Here is a 22,263-nt window from a genome sequence, read left to right as displayed (position 1 = left end):
CTTCCTCGCGGTCCAGGTCGCACAGGCCGTGGAGCAGCGCGTCGCCAAATCCCTTGAACCCGTTGCGGACTCCTCCGCTCCCGACGTCCCTACGCCGAGGGTGACTCGACCCGTACCGGCCGGCGGATCCGGGCCGGCGGGGCGGGCAGAGCCCTGCGGTCGACCTTGCCGTTGGCGGTGGCGGGCAACTCGGGCAGCACCACGTGGCGCAGTGGCACCATGTGGTCGGGAAGCTGCTCGGCCATGAACGCCCGCAGCGCCGCCTCGCTCACGTCGCCCGCGTCGGCGTGCCGCTCGGTCACCACGTACGCTACCAGGGTCGGGGCCGCACCCAGGTCGTCGCGGAGCAGCACCACGCTGTTCGCGACGAGCGGGTGACTGTTCAGCACCGACTCGATCTCGCCGAGTTCCACCCGCTGCCCACGGATCTTCACCTGCGTGTCGATGCGCCCGCCGTAGTTCAGGTACCCCTGTGGTGACCACCAGGCCAGGTCGCCGGTGCGGTACACCCGCTGGGGACGCCCGGCGACGTGCACGGTGCCGAACCGCTCGGCGGTCAGGTCGGGCCGTCCGGCGTACCCCCGGGCCAGGCAGTCGCCGCCGACCACCAGTTCCCCGGGTACGCCCAGCGGGGCCAGCGCACCGTCGTCGTCCAGCACGTATGCCGTGACGTTGGTGATCGGCCTGCCGATCGGGACGGTGGGGTCCGGTTCGGGTCGGCGACACGGCCAGGCGGTGACGTCGATGGCGGCTTCGGTGGGGCCGTACAGGTTGTCCACCCGCGCCGTCGGCAGGGTGGCGGTGAGCTTGTTGACGAGCTTCGGCGGCAGGGCCTCCCCGCTACAGATCACCCGGCGCAGGGCTGCGCACGCGGCGACCCCGGGCTCCTCGACGAACAGGGCGAGCATCGACGGTACGAAGTGCACTGTGGTCACCGCCTCGCGCGCGATGACGGCGGCCATCTCCTGCGGGTCGCGGTGCGCCTGGGCTTCGGCCGTGACCAGTGTCGCGCCGGCCAGGAAGGCCCAGAGCAGTTCCCACACCGACACGTCGAAGGTGTACGGCGTCTTCTGCAGCACCACGTCATCGGGCCCGATGCGGTACTCCTCCTGCATCCACGCCAGCCGGTTGGCCAGCGACAGATGGGTCATCTGCACACCCTTCGGCGCCCCGGTCGACCCGGAGGTGAAGATGACGTACGACAGGCCGTCCACCACCTCCTGCGGCGCGCGGTAGCCACGCCAGTCGACGGGCAGGGCGGGCAGGTCGGCGCCGGCCAGTGGTCGCACCGGAACGGCCGGGGCTCCGCCGGTGCCGAGCGCTGCCCGTCCCTCGTCGTCGGCGAGCGCCAGCGCGGCGTCGGCGGTGGTGAGCATCAGGTCCAGCCGGGCCCTCGGGTGGGACGGGTCCAGTGGCAGGTACGCCGCTCCGGCCAGCAGGACACCGAGCACCGCGACGACCATCTCCGGGCTCCGCTCGGTGCACAGGGCGACGACCGAGCCGGGGCCCACGCCCTCAGCGCGCAGTCGCCCGGCCAGCGCCGCTGCCTCGTCGAGCAGGTCCCGGTAGCTGCGGTCGCGTCCCCCGCCGCGCAGCGCGACGGCGTCCGGGGTGCGCTCCGCCTGCCGGCAGATCGCCTCGTGCACGGGTGTCCGGGGGGCCGGGGTCGGCGCGGGGTTGAAGCCGAGCAGGGTGGCCCGCTCCCGGGGACCGACGAGCACCGCCTCGCGCACCGGACGGTCGGGATGGGCGGTGAGCCATCCGCTCAGGGTGTCCAGTCGTTCCTGGAGGTGGGTGGGATGACAGTGGTCGCCGGCGAGCCAGACCGGCACCGGGCCCACCGTTCCCGCCGCCCTGCCCGGTGGGCCGGGTGTCACCAGCACCACGTCCACCGGGGACAGCTCGGGTGACGGTGTCCGCGTCTGCGCGCGTACCTCTGTCGGTGTGGTGTCCGGGTGCACGCGCAGCGTGTGGTCGCCGTGCGGGCCGCGCACCGTTACCGACGTCGCGCCGGAGAGGCGGTGGGCGAGCACGGCCGTCACCGCTGCCGCGTGTGCCAGGTCGGTGGGGTCGGTCATGCGGTCACCAGCTCGGCCAGGATGCGCGGCGTGGGTCGCGCGGACAGTTTCTCCATCGGGATGCGGACGGCGAAGTGGCGCTGCACCTGGTTGACCATGCGGATGAACAGCAGGGACTCACCGCCGACGGTGAAGAAGTCGGTGTCCGGCCCGATGTCGGGCGAGCCGAGCAACCGGCCCCACAGCTCCACGATCTCGCCCACCACCGTGCTCTCCCCGGTAGCCGCGGGAGGCGGCGACGGTTCGGCGGTGTCCGGGGCCGGTGGCGGTGTCGCCTCCAGCCAGTGGCGGGTACGGGCGAACGGGTACGTGGGCAGCGCCACCCGTCGCGCCGGGGTGTCGCCGCGCACCGCCGGCCAGTCCACCGTCACCCCGGCCGTCCACAGTCCACCGAGCCCGGCGAGGACGTCGGCGGCGTCGGCCCGCGTCGTCGGTCGCGGCTGTATGGCGAACCCGGGCACCCCCCGTCCCTGCGGTGTCTGCCGGGCCATGCTGGTCAGCGCGCTGCCGGGACCGACCTCGACGAGCACGGGGTCGGGTAGCTCCAGCGCGGTCAGCAGGGCGTCGTGGTAGCGCACCGGGCTGCGCAACTGTGCCGCCCAGTAGCCCTCGGCACGCTCCCGGCCGGTGTCGAGCAGCGCGCCGTCGACGCTGCTGACCACCGGGATGGTCCGGGGCCGGTGGGGCACCCGGTCGGCGTCGACGCCGAGCAGCCGGGCCGCGTCGGTCATCATCCGGGTGTGGAAGGCGCGCTGCGCGGGCAGCTCCCGACAGGGCACCCCGGCCGCGTCCAGGCGTTCGCGGAACGCCGCGAGCGGGGCCGGCGGTCCGGCCACGACGGTCACCTCCGGCGCGTTGCGGGCGGCGATGTCGAGGTCGTCCAGGCCCGCGAGGTGTTCCTCCACGGTGCGCGGCCCGGCCAGCACGACCAGCAGGTGACCCTTCGGGGCGTCCTGCATGAGCCGGCCCCGGGTGGCGACCAGGCGCAGCATGTCGTCGTCGGCCAGCTCACCGGCGAGCGCGGCGGCCGGGAACTCACCAACCGAGTGGCCGATCATCGCCGCCGGACGGACGCCCCACGACAGCAGCAGCCGGCCGAGCGCCACCTCGTACAGGGCCAGGGCCGGCTGGGTGACGTCCGTACGGTGCACGACACCGTGCGGGTCGTCGTCGACGAGAACGTCCCGCAGGTCCAGCCCGAGGACCGAGGCCAGCAGCTCCGCCCCGTGGTCGAGGTCGGCCCGCACCGACGGGTAGTGGTCGTAGAGGCCCCGCGCCATGGCGGGAAACTCGGCGCCCTGCCCGGGGAACAGGAAGACCACCCGGGGTCGGCGGGCCGCCGCGCGCACCCGCGCCCGGCGCAGCCCGGCGAGCGCCGCCGGGACCTCCCGCGCGGCCACCGCCAACCGGTGCGGGAAGTGCCGGCGGTACGTCTGCGCCGTCACCGCGACGTCCCGCAGGGACAGGTCGGGGCGCTGCCGGACGTACTCGTGCACCTGATCGGCGGCCTCGCGGACCGCCTCCGGGGTCCGCGCGGACAGCACGATCAGCTCGGCGGGGCCGTCGGCGGCCGATGGCTCCGGCGGGATCGGGCCGTCGGCCTCCTCCAGCACCACGTGCGCGTTGGTGCCACCCAGACCGAAGGCGCTGACCGCCGCGCGGCGCGGACCGTCGGCGGCCTCCCACCGACGGGCGACGGTGTCCACAGTGAACGGTGTGGACCCGTCCAGCAGCTCGGGCCGGGCCTGCTTCAGGCCGGCGAGCGGCGGGATCTGCCGGAAGTGCAGGGCCAGCGCTGCCTTGATGAGACCGGCGACACCGGCGGCGGCGTCGAGGTGCCCGACGTTGGCCTTGACCGAGCCGATCGAGCATTGTCGCTCGCCGCGACGGAACACCTCGGTCAGCGCGGCCAGCTCGATGGCGTCGCCGACCTCGGTCGCGGTGCCGTGCGCCTCGAGGTAGCCCACTGTCGCCGGGTCGACGGCGGCGGAGGCGTACGCGCGGGTCAGCACGTCGACCTGCCCGGCGATGCCCGGCGCGGTGTAGCCGACCTTCATCCCACCGTCGTTGTTCACCGCCGACCCCTTGATCACCGCGTACACGGTGTCCCCGTCCCGGCGGGCGTCCGCGACACGTTTGAGCACCACCAGGGCGACCCCGTTGCCGGGCACGGTGCCGTCGGCCGCGGCGTCGAAGGGCCGGCACGTGCCGTCCGGCGACATGATGCCCTTCGTCTCGTAGAGGTACCCGGCCTGCTGCGGCACTGCCACGCAGGCGCCACCGGCGAGCGCCACGTCCGAGTCGCCGCCACGCAGGCTCTGGCAGGCCAGGTGCACCGCCACCAGCGACGTCGAGCAGGCGGTCTGCACGGTGATGGCGGGTCCGCCCAGGTCCAGCCGGTACGCGATCTTCGCGGCCAGGTGGTCCTTCTCGTTGCCCAGCACGACCGACAGCAGCCCCTGCGACTCGACGACGTCGGGCTGGGCGAACACGTGGTGCAGCGCGTAGTAGTTGAACCCGGCCCCGGCGAAGACGCCGACCCGACCGAACGGCCGCTCGGTGGCGAGCCCCGCCGACTCCAGCGCGGCCCATGCCGTCTGCATCAGCAGCCGGTGCTGCGGGTCCATCGTCTGCGCCTCCCTCGGAGTGATGCCGAAGAAGGCCGCGTCGAACAGGTCCGGGTCGGCCAGGACGCCGCGCGCCGGCACGTACGCCGGGTCGTCGAGCCGGTCGGCGGGCACCCCGGCGGCCAGCAGCTCGCCCCGGGTCAGCGCACTGACAGTGGTCTTTCCGGCGACCAGGTTCGACCAGTACTCCCAGACGTCGGCAGCGCCGGGGAACCGACCGGCCAGGCCGACGATCGCGATGTCGTCGTTCATGAGGGTGCGCCTGCTCTCTCGGTCTGTGCGTGCAGATGCCGGGCCAGGGTCTGGACGGTCGGGAAGCGGTAGAGGTCGGTGAGCGGGATGGTCCGGCCTGCCAGCCGCTCCTGGAGCAGCCGGCGCACGATCGCCAGGCGCAGCGACTCACCGCCGACGTCGAAGAACGCCTCGTCGACGTCGAAGTCGTCGGTGCCCAGCGCCTCCACCCAGGCGCCCGTCACCAGCTCCTCGAACTCGGCCAGCGACGCCGAGCGCTCGGCGGGAACCCGGGCCGGCGCGGCCGAGGTCTCCGGCGGCGCGGCCGGTTGGGCCAGCGCTCCCAACGCCCGTAGGTCGACCTTGCCGTTGCGGTCCAGCGGGAACTCCGCCACCGTCACCCACTGCTGCGGCCGGGCGTACGGGGCCAGGTCGGGCTCCACCGCGCGGCGCACGGCGGCCACGTCGACGCCGTCCGGGTCGGGTTTGAGCGCCGCGCAGAGGCGTACCCCGCTCGCCGGGTCACCGGTGGGGAAGACCACGGCGTCGCGGACGCCCGGCTGCGCCCGCAACCGGCGCTCGACGTCGACCGGCTCCACCCGGTGTCCGGCGATCTTCACCTGACGGTCGTTGCGGCCCAGGAAGCGCAGCTGCCCGTCGGTGCCCCAGCGCACCAGGTCCCCGGTGCGGTAACGGCGTTCCCCGTCGTGGCGCACGAAGGAGGCGTCCGTCCTCGTCGGGTCGCCCAGGTACCCGTCGGCCAGACCGGTGCCGCCGGCCAGCAGTTCGCCGACAGCGCCCGGTGGGACGAGACGACCCGACGCGTCGACGACGGACAGGTCGGTGCCGTGCACCGGGCCGCCGATCGGCAGCGGGTCCGGGGTCGCGTCGGCGTGCTCGACGGAGTACGTGGTGGTGAAGGTGGTGTTCTCGGTGGGGCCGTACCCGTTGCTCAGGCGCAGGCCCCGGCAGGCCCGCAACACCTGGCGCACGTGCGGCGGTGACACCACTCCCCCGCCGGTGAACAGCTGCCGCAACCCGGCGAACGCGTCCGGACGGTGGTCGGCGACCAGGTGGAACACGCCCGAGGTGAGCCAGGCGTGGGTGACCCCGGCGGTGCTCAGGACGTCGGCCAGCCCGCGTGGCGTCGGGTCCTCCGGCGGGAAGACCACCACCGTGTCGCCGGTGGCCAGGGGCACCAGCAGCTCCAGGGTGGACGCGTCGAACGCCAGCGGGGACAGCCGCAACATCCGCATACCCGGCCGCTCGGCGAACATCCCCGGGTCGTCGGCCAGTCGCAGCACCGCCCGGTGCGGCACGACGACGCCCTTGGGCACGCCCGTCGAACCGGATGTGAAGGAGACGTACGCGGTGCGCGCCGGGTCGGTCGGCGCCGCCTCGACCGGGTCTGCCCCGACGGGCGTCCGCGGACCGACGAGCGGGCAGTCGACGACTCCCGGCCAGGGCTCGCCCACACCGAGGCGGGCCCGCGCCGCGACGGTCGCCGCCAGATGGGTACGCCACTCGGCGGTTGCGTGCTGGTCCACGGCCACGTAGTGCGCGCCGAGTCGCAGCACGCCCAGCACCGCTACCGCCTCGGCGGCCGAGCGGGGCACCTCCAGGAGAACCGCGTCGCCGGCACGCACCCCGTGGCCGTGCAGGAGACGGGACTGCTCGACCGCGGCGTCGTGCAGGTCCCGGTAGGTGAGCGTCAGCCCGGTGTGCGCGTCGACGAGCGCGGACCGCTCGCCCGCCGACTCCGCGTACGCCGCGAACCGGTGCCACACGTCGTCGGCGGTGTCGTACGTCCCGCCCGAGCCCAGCTCGCGCAACCGGGCGCGCTGACCCGCCGAGAGGGTGGTGACGTCCCGCACCGTCGCGTCCGGGTCGGCGGTCAACTCCCGCACCGCCGCCTGGAACGACTCGACCAGTTCCCCGGCGTCGGCGGCGGTCAGCAGGGCTGTCGCGTATTCCAGCGCGAACCGGGGACGATCCGACCACGACTGGAGGTAGAGCAGGGCGTCGAACACCGCGCCGCCGCAGTGGCTCTCGTGCACCCGCCAGGTACGGTCGCCCACCACCAGCTCGTCGGGCACCAGCTCGTGGTGGGCGGCGAAGCCGAGCTGGGCCAGGGGGTTCCGTCCCGGGTCGGTGCCGGCGCCCAGCGCGGAGACGACAGTCTCGAACGGCACGTCGGCGTCGGCGACCGCTGCGGCCAGGGCGTCGGCGATCCCGCGGACGAACTCCCGGACGGTGCTGTCGTCAGTCGCCGTGCAGCGGACCGGGACGACCCGGGTGCAGAGGCCCACCAGGCGGTCCATGCCCGCCTCGAACCGGCCCGCCGCCGGCACCCCGAGCAACAGGTCGTCCAGACCGGCGCGGCGGGACACTGTCAACGCCCAGGCTGCCAGGGCCACCGACGTGACGGTCACCCCGCACTCCCGGGCCAACCCGGTCGTCGCCTCGGCCGCCGTCTCGTCCAGGTGGAAGCGCAGTCGGGCGCCCCGCCCGTCGGCCTCGGCGACCGGCGGCAGGTCGGTGGGGAGCGTCACCGTCCACGGTGCCCCGTCCAGCCGCGCGGTGACCCGGGTCAGGGCGGATTCCAGCGCGCCGGACGACTCCTGCGCGGCGAGCCGGGTGCCGACCCAGTCCGGCGACGGGGCCGCCTCGGCCGGGCCGTCCCCGGCGTAGAACTCGGCGAACTCCCGTGCGAACAGTCCGACGCTCCAGCCGTCGCTGACCGTGTGGTGCACCAGCATGGTGAGCAGGTCGCGCCGGCCGGTTCGGGTCAGGACGAACACCACGGGTGGCTGCGCGAAGGGGCGCAGCAGACGGGCGGCGGCCGGGCCGTACAGGTCGTGCACGGCGCGTACCGCGTCGTCGTCGGGCAGCGTCTGGTGCAGCAGGCGCGGCTCGTAGGGCGCGGGCAGCACGATCCGGGCCTGGCGGGGGTCGCGCACGAAGCGTGTCCGCAGCGCCTCGTGTCGGGTGGCCAGCTCGCGCAGCGCCCACCGGACCCGGGCCGGGTCGAGGGGCCCGTCCGCCTCCACCGTGAACATCAGGTGGTACGGCGCGTCCTGGTCCAGCAGGTGCGCGGCCAGCATGGACCGCTGACCCGGCAGCAGCTCCCGCTCTGCCGGCCGCCGCGCGACGACGGGTGGCGCGGTGTCGACGAAGTCCACGGCGCCGGCGAGGGCCTGGGCCAGCGGCAGCGCCGACAGCAGGCGGGCGCTGTCCACGTCCGCCCGCAGCTCGCGTTGGCCCAGCGCGACGAGGGCGATGGCCTGGAGCGAGGTGCCGCCCAGGGCGACGAACGACTCGGTGGCGGCCACCGCGCTCACCTGTTCGGGGGTGCCGCCGAGCACCCGCGCGGCGAGCGGCGCCCAGGCGGCGAGGTCGGGGGCGACCATCAGGCGGTCTCCGCCGGGGTCCGCTCCAGCGGCACCTCGCTCGCGACCTTGCGCAGGTCGGCGAAGCGGGGGTTCTCCAGCACGTGGCCGAACATCACCGCGAGGTTGAGTTCCTGGCGGATCAGGGTGCTCAGCCGCAGCGCGCTGAGCGAATGGCCGCCGAGGTCGAAGAAGTCGTCGTCGTCGTCGACGGTGTCGACGCCGAGCACCTCCATCCACAGCTCTTCGAACTCGGCCACCCAGGTCCGGTCGTGTACGTCGCGCATCAGTGTCGCCTCTCTGTGGTCGGGTCGACTCCGGGTGCGTCCAGGTAGTGCCGGGTGGCCGCGAAGGGGTAGGTGGGGGCGGGCAGCCGGCGGCGGCCCGTGTCGTGCACGGGATCCCAGGCGTCGGTGAGACCCAGCTGCCACAGCGCGCCGACGGTCGCCAGCAGGCGGGCGTGCCGGTTGGCGGGAAGTGCCGGCTGGTCGGCGTCCAGGTGCGGGGTGACGCTGGTGCCGACCTCGATCCAGAGCACCTGGTCGGGCGCGTCGGGGGGCGGCGTCGACGTCGGGGGACGAAGGGCGGCGGCCCGCCAGAAGGCGCTGTCGTCGGGCCGCCCGTCGATGAGCAGGGGCACAGCGGCGGGGTGCAGGCGTACCCCGGGGTCGTCGGTGTGGCGCAGCAGCGCCAGCGCGTCCGCGAGCGACATCACCCCGGCCACGACGGCGGCGGCCAGCGCGCCGACGCCGTCGCCGGCCAGGGCGCGCGGGGTGACGCCCCGGCTGCGCAGCGACCGGGTCAGGCCGACGCAGGCCAGCAGCCGGTCGCCGCGTTCCCGGGCCGAATCGTCCAGGTCGTGGCCACGCAGCAGCGCGACGCCCTCGTCGACGGTCCGCCGGTACACCGGGTCGGCGTCGTAGTTGGGTCGGTTGCCGGTCACCGCACCGGCCCCGGTGAGGTGCAGCGCCACCCCGCGCGCCCGAGCCGTCGCGTCGACCTTTCGTAGCCGGGCGACCCCGTCGGTCACGCCGGTCAGGACGGCGGCCCGCCAGGGCAGCTCGGCGCGGCCGGTCCGCAGTGTGTACGCGAGGTCGGCCAGGTCCCCGGGGGCGGTTTTCGCCGCGAACGCGGTCACCCGGTCCAGGCTCTCCTGCGCCACCGCGGCGGTCTTCGCGGAGACCAGGACGAGCTGCGGGACGTGTCGGCGCGGTCGGGCCGCGATTGGCGGGGCCTCCTCCAGCACCACGTGGGCGTTGGTGCCGCCGATGCCGAAGGCGCTCACCCCGGCGCGGCGTACGCCGTCGACAGGCGCCCAGGGTCGGGCGGTCGTCGGCAGCTCGAACACCGAGCCGTCCAGTCGGATCGCCGGGTTGGGCGTACGGAGGTGGGCGATCGGAGGAATCGTCCGGTGCGTCAGGGCCAGGACCGTCTTGATCAGGCCGACCACCCCGGCGGCGGTGTCCAGGTGTCCGACGACCGACTTGACGGCGCCCAGCGCGCAGGGCGCCCGGTCGGGCCGGGCGGAGTCGAACACCTGCCGCAGCGCCGCCACCTCGATCGGATCGCCGAGCGCGGTGCCGGTGCCGTGCGTCTCGACCAGGCCCACGGTGTCCGGGTCGACGTCGGCCACCTCCAACGCCGCCGCGATGACGGCGGCTTGACCGGTCGGACCGGGCGCGGTGAAGCCGGCCTTGCGGGCGCCGTCGTTGTTGACCGCGGAGCCACGGATCACCGCGTGCACCGTGTCGCCGTCGCGCAGCGCGTCGGTGAGGCGCTTGAGCACCACCACGCCCGCTCCGTCGCCCGGCACCGTCCCGTCGGCGGCGGCGTCGAAGGCGCGGCAGCGACCGTCGGCGGAGAAGATGCCGCCGGGCTCGTGCAGGTGTCCGCGCCGGGTCGGCGGGGCGACGGTGGCCGCGCCGGCCAGTGCCACGTCGGCGTCGTAGGTGAGCAGCGCCTGCGTCGCCTGGTGCACCGCGACGAGCGACGTCGAGCAGGCGGTCTGCACTGTCAGCGCCGGCCCCTGAAGGTTCAGCTTGTAGGCGATCCGGGTGGCGGCGAAGTCCTTGTCGCTGCCGATGATCACGCCCAGGCCACCGGCCGCCTCGACCGCGCGCTCGTTGGGCCACACGTTGTCCAGCAGGTAGACGTTGAGTCCGGTGCCGACGTACACCCCGACCCGGTTGCCGTCGGCGGCGACCGGCGGGTGGCCGGCGTGCTCCAGGGCCGCCCAGGCGCACTCCAGCAGAATCCGCTGCTGGGGGTCCATCAGGGCGCTGTCCGACGGTGAGTAGCTGAACAGCCGGTGGTCGAAGCGGTCCGCGTCGGTGAGCACCGCGCGGGCCGGCACGAAGCCCGACCGTTCCACCAGATCCTTGGGTACGCCCCAACCGACGAGCTGCTCGGGCGTGAAGACGCTGACGGCGTCGACGCCGTCGTGGACGTGTCGCCAGAACCGGTCCAGGTCGCGTTCGGCGCCGGGGACCCGGATGGCCATGCCGACCACCGCCACCGCGGCGTTGTCGTCCAGCTCAGTCACGGCCGGCTCCCACGCTGCGCCGCCGGTCGGCCAGCAGCGCGCGGCCCTGGCGGCGCTGGGCCGCGTTGGGGTCCGCGACGACGGGCGCGGTGTGCTGGAGCGCCGCCGCGCAGCCGGCGATCGTGCCGCAGCGGAAGAGGTCGGTCACCGAGACGTCCAGACCCTCCTCGGACATCCGCTGCTGCAACGCGATCAGCGCGAAACTGTGGCCGCCCAGGTCGAAGAAGTTGTCGTGCAGCCCGACGTCGGGCCGCCGCAGCACCTCGACCCAGCAGGCCCGGATCCGTTCCTCCAACCCGGTGCCGACCACTGCGGCCGGTGGCCGCGACGGCGCGGTGGCCGTCCGTGCCGCGCGGCTGTCGGCCAGCAGGCGGAGAAGGTCCACCTTGCCGTGCGCGGTGAGCGGGATGGTCGCCACGGCCAGGATCCGCGACGGCACCATGTACGCCGGGAGTGTCTCGCGCAGGTGCGCCCGCAGCTCGTGCTCGGCGTCCGGGCCGATCCCATGGACCACGAACGCGACGAGTTCGTCGTCCTCGGCGGCCACGGCGCACGACCGCACCGCGGGGTGGGTGAGCAGGGCGCCCTCCACCTCGGCCAGCTCGACGCGGTAGCCGCGCAACTGCACCTGCGTGTCGTTGCGGCCGAGGTACACCATGCTCCCGTCGAGACCCCACTTCACCACGTCGCCGGTGCGGTACATGACCCCGCCGCCGTACGGGTCGGGCGGGAACCGCGCCTCGGTCAGCTCCGGGTTGTCCAGGTAGCCGTGCGCAACGAGCGCGCCGCCGCAGTACAGCTCGCCGGGCACGTTGAGGCCGGTCGGCCGCAGGTCCTCGTCGAGGACGTAGCAGCGCGCCGACGGCAACGGCACGCCGATGGCACCCTCGGGGACCCGGGGCACGTCGGCGGCCGACGCCTGGAAGATCGTGACGTGGATGGTGCCCTCGGTGATGCCGTACATGTTGACGAACACCGTTTGCAGACCCGGCGCGTCCGCGATCAGCGACGCCAGCCGCGACCAGCTCAGCGCCTCACCGCCGAGGACGACGTAGCGGATGCGGGAGGTCTCGTCCTCCTCGAGCGCCCGCAGGTACGGCGGCAGCAACCGGTAGAGCGCGCCCGGGGTCTGGAACAGGACGGTGACGGCCTCGCGACGCACCAGCCGGGCCAGCCGTTCCCGGTCCACCAGGTCGACCCGGTCGGCGATGACCAGCCGGGCGCCGGTGGTCAGCGCGCCCCACATCTCCCACACCGACGCGTCGAACGAGAACGAGCTGGCCGCCAGCCACACGTCGGCGGCCGTGACGTCCAGGCCCGCCGGGGTCGGGCTGTTCAGCGCGTCCAGGCCGCCGTGCCCGACCAGGACCCCCTTGGGTACGCCGGTCGAGCCGGAGGTGTAGATGACGTACGCCGGGTCGTCCGGCCCGGGGAAGGTCTCCTCGAGCACGGAGATTCCGTCGAGGGTGTGCGCGTCGGCCAGGGGGGTCCCGCTGTCGCGGGTGAGCGCCGCGGCCGCCTCTGCGGTCTCCGGGTCCACCACGAGCACCGCCATCCCGGCGTTCGCGGCGATCAGTTCGAGGCGCTGGCGCGGGTAGTCCGGGTCCAGCGGCACGTAGACGCCGCCGAGCTTCCACACGCCCAGGATCGCCGCGACGACCGCCGGTGAACGGCCGAGCAGCAGCCCCACGCGCACACCGGGGCGGACACCACGGTCGGCTAGGCCCGCCGCGATCCGCCTGGCCCACCGGTCCAGCTCGGCGTAGGTGATCTCGACGTCCCGGTGGCGTACGGCCACCGCGTCCGGGGTCGCCGCCGCGTGGTCGGCGAAGCGACGCAGCACCGACGGGTGCGTGACCGGCGCCGACGCGAGCGGCGGGTTCACCCCCTCGGTGAGCTGCGCCCGCTCGGCCTCGTCCACCATGGACGGCTCCCGCTGCTCCTTGTCGACGATCGACCGCAGGAACATCAGGTAGTGCGTGAGCAGCGTGCCGACGGTCTCCGCCATGAACAGCTCGGTGCTGTACTCGGCGCGCAGGAACGGCACGTCGGTGGAGACGTCGAGGGTCAGGCCCAGGTCGAACTTGGTGACGTCGATCTCGACGTCGACCTCGGTCAGCCGTACCCCGGCGAACTCGGGGAACGCGAACGGGAAGTTCTGCACCGTCAGCGAGGTCTGGAACAGTGGCGCGTGGCTGAGCTGCCGCTCCCCCACGGTGGCCCGCACGATCTGCTCGAACGGCACGTCCTGGTTGGCGAAGGCCGCCATGCTGGTCCGTCGTGCCCGGTCCACCAGCTCGGTGAAGCTCGGCCGGCCGGACACGTCGAGCCGGATCGGCAGCGTGTTGACCAGACAGCCGACCAGGCGCTCCTCGGCGTCGTCCATCCGGTTCGCCACCGGAACGCCGACGACCACCTCGTCCTGGCGCGCGTACCGGGACAGCACCGAGGCGTACGCGGCGAGCGTCACCGCGAACAGCGTCACGCCCCGCGCCCGCCCCCACTCCCCCAGCCGCCGCACCAGTTCCGGCTCGACCGGGCGGCGCAGCACCGCGCCGGTGGTGCCGAGCACGCTCGGGCGGGGGAAGTCGGTGGGCAGCGCCAGTTGTGGCACGTCGACCAGCGCCGCACGCCAGAAGTCGAGGCCCGAACTGTCCCGCCGCCACGTCTCGTGCTGCCGCTCGGCGTACGCCAGGTAGGACTCGGCCGGCTCGTCGTAGGCGGCCACCGACCCGTCGACAGTGGCGTCGTACTCGGCGGCCAGGTCGCGCAGGAGCAGACCCACCGACCACCCGTCGCAGGCGATGTGGTGCACGAGCACCGCGAGGCCGTGCTCGTCCGGGCCCCAGGAGCGCAGGAAGGCTCGTACCACCGGGCCGTCGGCGAGGTCGAAGGGCTGCCGGGCCTGCTCGGCGACGAGCGTCCGCAGGTGGGCCTCCTGGGTGGCGCGATCGACCCACCCGTCAGCGGTGATGTCGACGTCCACAGCGGACGTCGACGACACCCGCTGGGTGAGGACACCGTCGACCACCGCGAACGTGGTGCGCAGCGCGTCGTGCCGGGCGACCACCCGGGTCAGGGCCGTGCGAAGGGCCTCGGGTCGCAGCGCACCGCGCAGGTGCACCGCGAAGGCCACCACGTACGCCGGGTTTCCGGGCTGGAGCTGATCGAGGAAATAGAGGCGTTCCTGGGCGAACGAAGCACGACCGGTACGAACCATGCACCGATCGTGCGCCCCGGCACGTCCCGCGCGGCAGAGCACGTTCTCCTGCCCCACCAGGAAAAGCTCCCGGTCGCGTCGGCGACACGTCGACGCGGGTCCCGGGCATGGCGCGGCCCCGGCCCGACGCGGGTTGCCGTCGGACCGGGGCGGTGCTCGGCCGGTCAGTACTCGCCGCGCCCGAAGGCCGCCAGCTCGGCGGAGTGCACGGGATTGCTGACGTACGTGGCGCCGATCGGGGCCGTCACCCGGCACCAGGCGTCGAGCCGGTCCACGTCGATGCCGGCGGCGCTCGCCAGCTCGTCGCGGCGGCGCACCATCTCCGCGCGGTCCAGACCCTCCAGCACGTAGTCCACGGCGTCGAAGCAGGGGTCACCGGCGCACGCCATCGGGTCGATCGCCACCAGGCCCCTGCCTCCGCCGTTGAGCACGTTGCCGAGGTGCAGGTCCCCGTGCAGCAGCACGGTGTCGGTGGGCACCGCGAACAGGTCGTCGCGCAGCCGCTTGGACCCGCTCAGGTCGGCGCCCCGGCGCGTCGCCGAGTTGAACAGCACGTCGATCCAGTCCGCCAGTTGACGGGGAGCGGCAGCCGGGTCGCCCGCGCCGTGCAGATCGGTGAGGAAGGCGGCGTACTCCCGCGGTGAGGGCGGCTGCGGCATCTTCTCCACGAGGGTGCCGGGGTGGATCGCTTCGAGCAGGACGGCACCCTTGGCCGACTCCCGCACCGCCGGCACCCGCCCGCTGGAGGCGAACTGGCGCAGCATGTCCACCTCCTCCCGCACGGCGTAGCTGTCCGGGGACAGCTTGAGCACCGCGTCGCCGAGCGGGCCCACGCACCGGAACACCACCGAAGAATTGCCGGACTTGAGCCGGTCACCGAGAGTCAACTCCCACTGCTCGACGAGGTCGTCGAGCCGCTGGCGCAGCGTGCCCACCCAGCGGTGCGCGGCCCGGCCGAACCGTGGCTCCAGTCGGTTGGCGATCGCGTCCAGGTCCAGGCTCATCCCGCTCACCCCCGCACCGACCGCGCGCCGGCGTACGCGGCCGCGCCCGGTGCCACGACACCACGCCTGCCGGTCAGCAGAACGCTGCCACCAGGCACCACTGGTGAATGGGAGCCGGGCGGCCCGGGGCGCCCCAACCGCGCCCGGCGGGCGACCTCGATCGCCTCGTACCGGTCAGAAACGTTCAATTTACTGAAGATGATGGAAATATGATTGCTAACCGTTTTCGGGGACAGATTCAGCTTCGCGGCGATCGCCACGTTGCGCATACCCGAGGCAATCAATTCCAGCACCTCCCGCTCGCGGACGGTCAGCTCCGGGAAGAGCTGCTGATTGCGGGGCTCCCGGCTCAGTTGCCCGATGAGCTTGTCGGCCACCCTGGGGCCGAGGATGACCTCACCCGTCGCGAGGCCCCGGATCGCCCGGACGATGCCGTCGCCCGGGCAGCTCTTGAGCACGTAGCCGCGGGCACCCGCCCACATGGCCGCGAGGATCGCGTGTTCGTCCTCGACCGCGGTGAAGACCAGCACCGCTGTCGAGGGCGACACCCGGTTGATCTCCTGGATCGTCACCCCCGCCTGGAACCCCGGCAGCTCGACATCGAGAACGAGCACGTCGGGACGTGTGGCGGTGGCCAGCGCCAACGCCTCCCGCGCGGACGACGCCTCACCTGTCACGGCGACCTCAGCCGACGGCGACAGCAGGGCGTGCAGGCCCCTGCGCACCACCGGCTGAGCGTCGGCCAGGACCACCGTCACCGAGTCGGGTTGTGACTCCGCCGTGACTTCCTCCGGACACCGCCTCATGTTCCGAGTCAGGTCCGAGACCGAGCCAACGCTGACCATCTATCCACCTCACCCCGTCCGAACGGCCCGCGGTGTCTTAGTCGCGCGGGGAAACGCCGCGGTAGCGCCGACCCCGCGTCGTGATGAACATCTACTCACGGCCAACAGAACAACACAAGAAGTGATCCCGGGAACGGGCTCGGTCAGCCTTTTGACGCATCGAAAAACCGAACCAGACTTTCCGTCTTGGCCCTGACGAGGCCGTCCACAGCGGACCTCTCACGGGCGGTCGACGTGCCGCCGACCCCGGAGTCCACGGGAGAAATTCCCGGCCGATCCGGGACGTCGTCCCGTCCGCGCTACACCTGTCGCCCTGTCCGCCGGACACCGCCGTCGCCAGGATTGACCCATGCCCTTGTCACGAGTGACGGACGTTGTCGCCGGCCTGGTACCGACCGACCCGCTCCGCAGGAAGCTGATCGCGATCCGACTGGCCGAGTCCATCGGCAAGGGAGTCTTCCTCAGCGGCAGCGTCGTCTACTTCACGCTGCGTGTCGGACTCGACGCCCGGCAGGTGGGCCTGGGCCTGTCAGCCGCCGGCCTGTCCGCCTTCCTCTCGTCGGTCCTGTTCGGTGTGATCGCCGACCGGGTGGGCGCCCGCCGCCTGCTCGTCATCCTGTTCGCCGCGCTGGCGGTCGGATTCGGGCTCTACAGCCTTGTCGACAGCGCGACCGCCTTCTTCGCGCTGGTGGTCACCGTCGGCTTCCTCGAGTACGGTACCGGCCCGACCAACGGGGCCCTCATCGGCAACCTCGTGCCCCCGGAGGAGCGGGTGAAGCTCAAGGCCATGATGCGGTCGGTGTTCAACATTGGATTCAGCATCGGTATCGGCGTTGCGGCCGTCGCCGCCCTCAGCCAACGGCTGCTCGTGCTGATCCCCCTCACCACTGCCGCGTTGATGGCCGGCGCCGCGCTCCTCGTCACCCGCCTGCCCGACGTGCCGCCGCGTCCCGCACCGGTGGGCTTCAAGCGTTTCGCCGCAGTCCGCGACCCACGCTTCCTCGCGGTGATCGGCGTCTCGACGATCCTCGCCTCGCACGTCAGCATCATCCTGGTGACGATGCCGCTCTGGGCGCTCAACCGCACCGACCTGCCGCACTTCCTGATTCCTCTGCTGCTGATCGTCAACACCGGGTTCGTCATCCTGTTCCAGGTACGGGCCAGCCGGGGCGCGGACACCGTGCACGGCGCCGGTCGGCTCGCCCGGCGCTCCGGCTACTGGCTGGCCGGCGGCTGCGCGGTCCTGGCGGTGACCGCGCTCGACGACAACGTGGTCCTGGCGTCCGTGGCGATCGTCGCCGCCGTGCTGATCCTCTCCGTGGCCGAGGTGATGCAGGCCGCCTCCGGTTGGGGGCTCGCGTTCGGCCTCGCCCCCGAGCACGCTCAGGGCGAGTACCTGGGGGCATTCGACCTGCACGTGATCACGCAGAACATCATCGGCCCGGCGGCGCTCTCCGGCCTGGTCATCGCCTTCGGCTTCTGGGGATGGCTGGGCATCGCCGTCGCCGCGCTCGTCGCATCGGCGCTGATCATTCCGGCCGCCAACCGCAGCGCTGTCACGCTGGTCCGCGAGACGGCCTCGGCCTCCACGACCTGAGAGGGTGGTTCGGGAGCTTGGCGAAAAACTGCACTTCACCCAGCTGCTGACTAAGCGCCCCGAGCCAATCGGGAAAGGGCGACTCGGTCGCGTCGAAACCCGGTGGCATATGCCGCCGGCCATGGGCGAAGGTCCAGCCTGGCACGGGCGCAACCACGTACACGCCGTGCCGGTAGGCCCGGTCGGTGCCAGTGGTCCAGTCGAGGACTTCCCGGTCGCGTAGACCAAGGGCATCGGCTACCTCGTCTGGGGTCCGGTTCCGGACAGCCAGCCACGACGTCTTGTAACTGAATCCGGCCACGCCTCTCATGATCCCAGGAGCCTGTTCGTAGCTGCCCGGAGGATCCGGATCTGCCGCCTGCGGGGTGTCACATGGGGTGAGGGGCGTGTGGTGGGCACCGACGCTCGGCCTTGCAGGTAAGCGGAGGGCAGGCCGGCCTTATCGGCCATAGCCTTGCCAACGCCTTGGAGGTCATGATCGGGCTGCCGTCCTGATGGGACTGCCTGAAGTTTTCCGGCAGCGGGGATCTGGTGACCATGGAGTCCGCTGCGAGGCACCTGGAGCGCGACGAGCTCAGAGACCAGCCGGAGCTTAGTGCTCAGCGAGTCCGACTCGCGACAGCGCTGTCGCTGGACCTGGCGACTGCCCCGTTGCTACTGGCCGGCTTGCACGGCACGGTGGCCAGTTCCATAGCTAGTTTCCTTCTCACCGTTGAAACTGGTGAGGAGTACGAGTCGCTGTCCGGGCCTTGGCTGCCGAGCCGCAATCCTTCCTGGAGTTGAGAACCCCCGTCCTAGCCAACCGCCGAACGCCAAGATCAGGTGCGTGATCTGCCACGATTCGCGCCGTTGTTTTCTGGCGGATGGCGTCACGCTCACGGCGACGCCGCTACCGGCGGCGGCCAGCGTCACGGCGCGGTAGTTACCAAGGCAGCCGCGGCGAACAAGGAGATTTAAGCCCAGAAGAACCTCTTGTCGAGCCTCGCTCAGGCTTGTCATTGCTTGTCAAAACCCCTTGTTACCATCCGTAACCAAATCAAGCTTGGCATTGATTGTCAAGAACAGGCGTTCAGCTGCACGGATGCGATCAAGCAGTGGCCGCTTATTGTCACTGATTGTCAACCGCAGGCGAGGGTTTTCGGGGGTAAACAGGGGCCGGCCGACAGGACAGCGCTGGGTTCCACCGCGCCTCGCCCCCCCACCACCGGGGCGCCCCGGGCCGCCACCGCCGGCCCGATCATGCTGCTCGACTTCCCACCCGGCAACCGGGTCGAGCCGGACCGGCCGGTGGTCTACCGCGAGTTTCTGACCGGGGCGCTGTACCTCGACCGGGAGTCGGGGGTGGCCGCGTACGAGGAGGTCTGGGCTGGCCTCGACGCGGTGGCCCTGGAACACGACCAGTCCCGCCGGTTGATCGAGAAGATCAGCGCGGAGGTCCACCTTGGAGGGGTGTCCGCATGACCGAGCGACCAGTTACCCCTCGGCTTCACCTAAAGCGCACCGTCCCAACGCTGACGGGAGGGCCGGCCGACCTAGCGAATCCCGATGCGGGGGGACATATCCATGAGTGAGATTGCTCCAACCGGAATTTGTAGACGGGGGGAATCCCACGACAGTGCCGGTTCACTGCGGCTTAGCAGTTAAGCAAATTGAGCGCTATTGCCGTATTTAAGTATTTGACACCGGTGGTGATCTTTAATAAAGTGACGGCATCGGTCACGGCTGGCACGGGTCAGATACTTAACTGATGACGCCGGCCTGACTACGGAAGCCAACGGGGAGGAATTGGAATGAAACTAAGGAAGCGATTTGCAGCCGGAGTCTCGGTTGCAGCGATTGCAGTTTCCATGCTGGTCGGTCAGGCGCCGGTCTCGGCAGAGCCAATGGGTGGGCCAATGAGTGCAGCCGCCACGTGTTATGGCGGCGCTGTCTCATTCCCCACCCGGACCATGGGCGCCGCCAGCGATCGATACCTCCCTTCGGCTTCCAGCTACTACACGACAACCTCTCGTTGCACCGACATCAACATCAAGTTTGCCAACCCTGAGCAGGGCAACGTGCAGGTCCGTGTTTGCTGGTTGTCAACAGGCTCTTGTAATTCTTGGAAAACTGTCCTTATGGACACCGGGTGGAAAGTAATCGCCACCGATGTGCTGAATGGGACCAGGTTCCGCGTGCAGATCTACAACTACAGGGACTGGGACACCACTTTCGGCGGCCAAGTAGCATTCTAGTTGCATTTGGAGGGGCCCTAATGGGGCCCCTCCAAATGCACGACGATGCTTAATAGGTCGCAATTGGCCGAATCGGTGGACGGTGAGATAACGTCACTGAGCCACTTTCGTCGTGATCATGGGCTCCTGAGCAGGCACTCAGCGGCGTGTCGCTGCTCCAAACAGGACGAATCTCCCGGTAGGACAGCAGTCGACCAAGACGCACTGCCCAGCACAGGAGCTTCGTTGCTGACCTATCGTGCCAGCATCCCGCTGTCCACACGCAGCCTGGCCCGCCTGACCGAGCTGATCCGCGATCGGCGCCGCGCGCTCGGTGGGCGCTGGCGCAGGCTGCCCGCACAGCAGCAGGCACTGATGGCCCTGGCCCACCTGCGCAACGGCGAACTCTCCCGCGCTGCCCCACCCGTAGGTGAACGTCGCCACCGTCGTGTCCGACGACTCGATCCGGAACCTGCCCGCCCATCCAGGGCCAGAAGGTGCCGTCACCATACTCACTGTCACCGGAGGTCTCGTACTACGGGTTGGATCTGGCCGACTACATCGGCCGGGAGTTCGGTCGAGTGGGCCCAGGCGAAACCCCGTGGGAGCCGACGGCGAGCGTCGAGCTCTGGCGCGATCTAGTCTGAGCCGTACTCTTTCCGGCCGTTCCATCTGCCGGGGCAGCCCCAAGCCAGAGCAGGTGTGTGGCGAGCGAAGCGTCGTCGGCAATTCCAGTGGAGGGCTGTCTTTATCGCCCTGGTCGGATGCGCACATCTGCCGCTGGTCGGGCGTCCGCCTCTGCGTCTCGGTCAGGAACGCGCGCCGCTGGCCTTGAGGCTCCGCAGCTGTTCGACCTTGAGCTCGGCGTCCTGCCGTGACTACGAGCCGAGCGCCGAAAGCGGCATGGTGTCGTCGCCGAGACGGAGGACGGGGGCGTAGAGCGGCAAGCCTCCCCGTAGATCGACCTGCACGCAGTCGATCGACTGGATCGCGCTCCACGGTGTGGCCTGGTCACGGCTGTCGAAGCCGCGGACACGGACACCGTCGCCGCCGATTACCACGCCGAGTCGAAGAGCACGCCAGATCCCGGCCGGGCCGCTTGTGACGAGTAGGCATCCCAGCACGATGCCGAACCAGTCGCGATCGGCCAGTACGTCCCCGGGGGTGAGGTACGTGACGCCCAGCAGGGTCCATACAGCGAAGATCACGACTAGGACCGGAATCTGGATGCGTGGCCTGATGGCGATGCGGTGCATGACGGACCATGCTACGGAGGAGCCCGTTCGGCCAAATGGCGTAGTCCAACCCGACTAGGGCGTTGGGGACCAACGGACCGCCGTCACGATCGGTGTATGGATCTGCCGCTGCTCGTGAAGGCGTGTGTGCATCACTGCCTGTGTTCGGCTGCCCAGTGGGCGAGACCGCCGCCGGGGACAGCGACGAAGCGGAATCCCCGGAATCCCGGCGGCGGCATGCTCGTGACGGTGAACGCCTCGTACTGATCGTCCGGCTCGACGACGAGGACTGCGTCGTCGGCGAAGGTCAGAGTCAGCCGACCGTCCTTGCGGATCTCGGCGGCGGTCATCTGCGCTTGGTGCCGGTCGAGCAACGGTGCCAGACCTGTCGACGTCGACGGGTCGAACCGGCTTTCGGCGCCGGGTGTGCCGTAGGAGAACTCAGTTTCGATGCGGATCTCGATCCACGACTCGACTATGAGCGTGAATGCAAAGTCGATCCGCAGCTGTGTCACGACGCCGTCGCCGACCGGTAGCAGCCACTTACCGCTTTGCTCGATCAGCCTGGTGGGGTTCACGCGCTCGGTCATGGACCCATGCTTCCCTGGATCCTCCAGGTCGTCGCCGAGTATCCGGATCTGCTGCGGCGGCCCAGACCACGAACATGTTCCGGTTGCCGCGGGCGGTAGGTGGTGCGGGATCATGTTGGGGATGGGCAGTGTCGTGGAGGTGCGGAGTCCGGTCGACGTCGCGCAGCTCTGCGCCCGGCTGGGCCAGGCGGATGTCGTCCAGTTCAGTGAGCCGCTCATCGAGGCGGAGTATCGCTCGGTGGCCGCGCTCCTGGTGGATCATCCGATGGTCCCGCTGCGGGTCTACGGGTTCGATGACGACCTTGCGACGCTGCGGTTCCTGCGTTGGTTTCCCGATGTTCGCCGGTTCAGTGTCGCGGGCCTGTGGCACCTGACCGATCTGGCCCCGTTGGATCAGTTGAGCGCTGATGTGGAGTTCCTTGACATCGGCGAGACCCGCAGACCTCTCGATCTCACTCCGGTTGCCCAGTTTCGTCGGCTTCGCCGACTGAGGGTCGTTGAGCACCGGCGTGGTCTTCCCGAGCTGCTGCACGCCAATCCGGGTCTGCGGGACCTGTCGCTGTGGCGGCTTCCCGTCGATCACGTCCTGCGCTGTGGCTTATCACCGTGGGAATAGTTCTTGAACAGCCCGAAGCGAGCAGCCACGAAGTCAAATCACGTTGCTCCGGTGGCGCGGTGCACGGTGTCCGCGC

13 protein-coding genes and 1 pseudogene are annotated in these 22,263 nt (G+C 71.3%); 4 read left to right on the top strand and 10 right to left on the bottom strand.

Going from position 1 to position 22,263, the window contains the following annotated elements; translation table 11 throughout:
- Positions 1-89: 89 nt before the first annotated feature.
- From AB0B98_RS11390 to AB0B98_RS11355, 8 genes are all read right to left on the bottom strand, one after another.
- The gene (locus AB0B98_RS11390; RefSeq protein ID WP_357362216.1) at positions 90-2,078 is read right to left on the bottom strand and encodes an amino acid adenylation domain-containing protein; all 1,989 of its coding nucleotides are present in this window, start codon (positions 2,076-2,078) and stop codon (positions 90-92) included.
- Positions 2,075-4,957 carry a type I polyketide synthase gene (locus tag AB0B98_RS11385; RefSeq protein WP_357362214.1) on the bottom strand — a complete coding sequence of 961 codons (2,883 nt, stop codon included), beginning with the start codon at positions 4,955-4,957 and terminating at the stop codon, positions 2,075-2,077. The genes AB0B98_RS11390 and AB0B98_RS11385 overlap by 4 nt, the downstream gene beginning before the upstream one ends.
- A complete protein-coding gene (locus tag AB0B98_RS11380) occupies positions 4,954-8,346 on the bottom strand; it encodes an amino acid adenylation domain-containing protein (RefSeq protein WP_357362212.1) in 3,393 nt (1,130 codons plus the stop codon). The genes AB0B98_RS11385 and AB0B98_RS11380 overlap by 4 nt, the downstream gene beginning before the upstream one ends.
- Entirely contained in the window at positions 8,346-8,612 is a 267-nt protein-coding gene (locus AB0B98_RS11375; RefSeq protein ID WP_238668638.1) for a phosphopantetheine-binding protein, read from the bottom strand. Before AB0B98_RS11375 ends, AB0B98_RS11380 begins: the two co-directional genes overlap by 1 nt.
- Positions 8,612-10,867 carry a beta-ketoacyl synthase N-terminal-like domain-containing protein gene (locus tag AB0B98_RS11370; RefSeq protein ID WP_357362210.1) on the bottom strand — a complete coding sequence of 752 codons (2,256 nt, stop codon included), beginning with the start codon at positions 10,865-10,867 and terminating at the stop codon, positions 8,612-8,614. The genes AB0B98_RS11375 and AB0B98_RS11370 overlap by 1 nt, the downstream gene beginning before the upstream one ends.
- A complete protein-coding gene (locus AB0B98_RS11365; protein ID WP_357362208.1) occupies positions 10,860-14,087 on the bottom strand; it encodes an amino acid adenylation domain-containing protein in 3,228 nt (1,075 codons plus the stop codon). Before AB0B98_RS11365 ends, AB0B98_RS11370 begins: the two co-directional genes overlap by 8 nt.
- Positions 14,088-14,251: 164 nt before the next feature.
- The gene (locus tag AB0B98_RS11360; protein WP_357362206.1) at positions 14,252-15,091 is read right to left on the bottom strand and encodes an aminoglycoside phosphotransferase family protein; all 840 of its coding nucleotides are present in this window, start codon (positions 15,089-15,091) and stop codon (positions 14,252-14,254) included.
- 5 nt (positions 15,092-15,096) lie between these two features.
- Positions 15,097-15,849 (bottom strand): response regulator transcription factor, encoded by a 753-nt coding sequence (locus AB0B98_RS11355; protein WP_357362204.1) that lies wholly within the window; start codon positions 15,847-15,849, stop codon positions 15,097-15,099.
- 436 nt (positions 15,850-16,285) lie between these two features.
- Here AB0B98_RS11355 and AB0B98_RS11350 point away from each other — a divergent pair, with 436 nt between their 5' ends.
- From AB0B98_RS11350 to AB0B98_RS11340, 3 genes and pseudogenes are all read left to right on the top strand, one after another.
- On the top strand, positions 16,286-17,533 hold the full coding sequence (locus AB0B98_RS11350; RefSeq protein ID WP_357362202.1) for an MFS transporter: 1,248 nt from the start codon (positions 16,286-16,288) through the stop codon (positions 17,531-17,533).
- 972 nt (positions 17,534-18,505) lie between these two features.
- Complete coding sequence (locus tag AB0B98_RS11345; protein WP_357362201.1) at positions 18,506-18,994, top strand: Scr1 family TA system antitoxin-like transcriptional regulator; 489 nt, start codon at positions 18,506-18,508, stop codon at positions 18,992-18,994.
- 998 nt (positions 18,995-19,992) lie between these two features.
- A pseudogene (locus AB0B98_RS11340) lies at positions 19,993-20,151 on the top strand (IS5/IS1182 family transposase); the annotation flags it as partial.
- Between the two features lie 473 nt (positions 20,152-20,624).
- Here AB0B98_RS11340 and AB0B98_RS11335 read toward each other — a convergent pair.
- Both AB0B98_RS11335 and AB0B98_RS11330 read right to left on the bottom strand, forming a co-directional pair.
- The gene (locus AB0B98_RS11335; protein ID WP_357362199.1) at positions 20,625-21,002 is read right to left on the bottom strand and encodes a hypothetical protein; all 378 of its coding nucleotides are present in this window, start codon (positions 21,000-21,002) and stop codon (positions 20,625-20,627) included.
- A gap of 131 nt (positions 21,003-21,133) precedes the next feature.
- Positions 21,134-21,571 carry a DUF6188 family protein gene (locus AB0B98_RS11330; protein WP_357362197.1) on the bottom strand — a complete coding sequence of 146 codons (438 nt, stop codon included), beginning with the start codon at positions 21,569-21,571 and terminating at the stop codon, positions 21,134-21,136.
- A 121-nt stretch (positions 21,572-21,692) separates the two neighbouring features.
- Between AB0B98_RS11330 and AB0B98_RS11325 the strand changes: the two genes are divergently transcribed.
- On the top strand, positions 21,693-22,187 hold the full coding sequence (locus AB0B98_RS11325; protein WP_357362196.1) for a hypothetical protein: 495 nt from the start codon (positions 21,693-21,695) through the stop codon (positions 22,185-22,187).
- The last annotated feature ends 76 nt before the right edge of the window (positions 22,188-22,263 follow it).

This window comes from Micromonospora sp. NPDC048947 (genome assembly GCF_040649495.1).
In the GTDB taxonomy this organism is placed as follows: domain Bacteria; phylum Actinomycetota; class Actinomycetes; order Mycobacteriales; family Micromonosporaceae; genus Micromonospora; species Micromonospora alfalfae.
The sequence above is the reverse complement of the archived record's forward strand: the minus strand, read 5'-3'. Positions and strand labels throughout refer to the sequence as shown.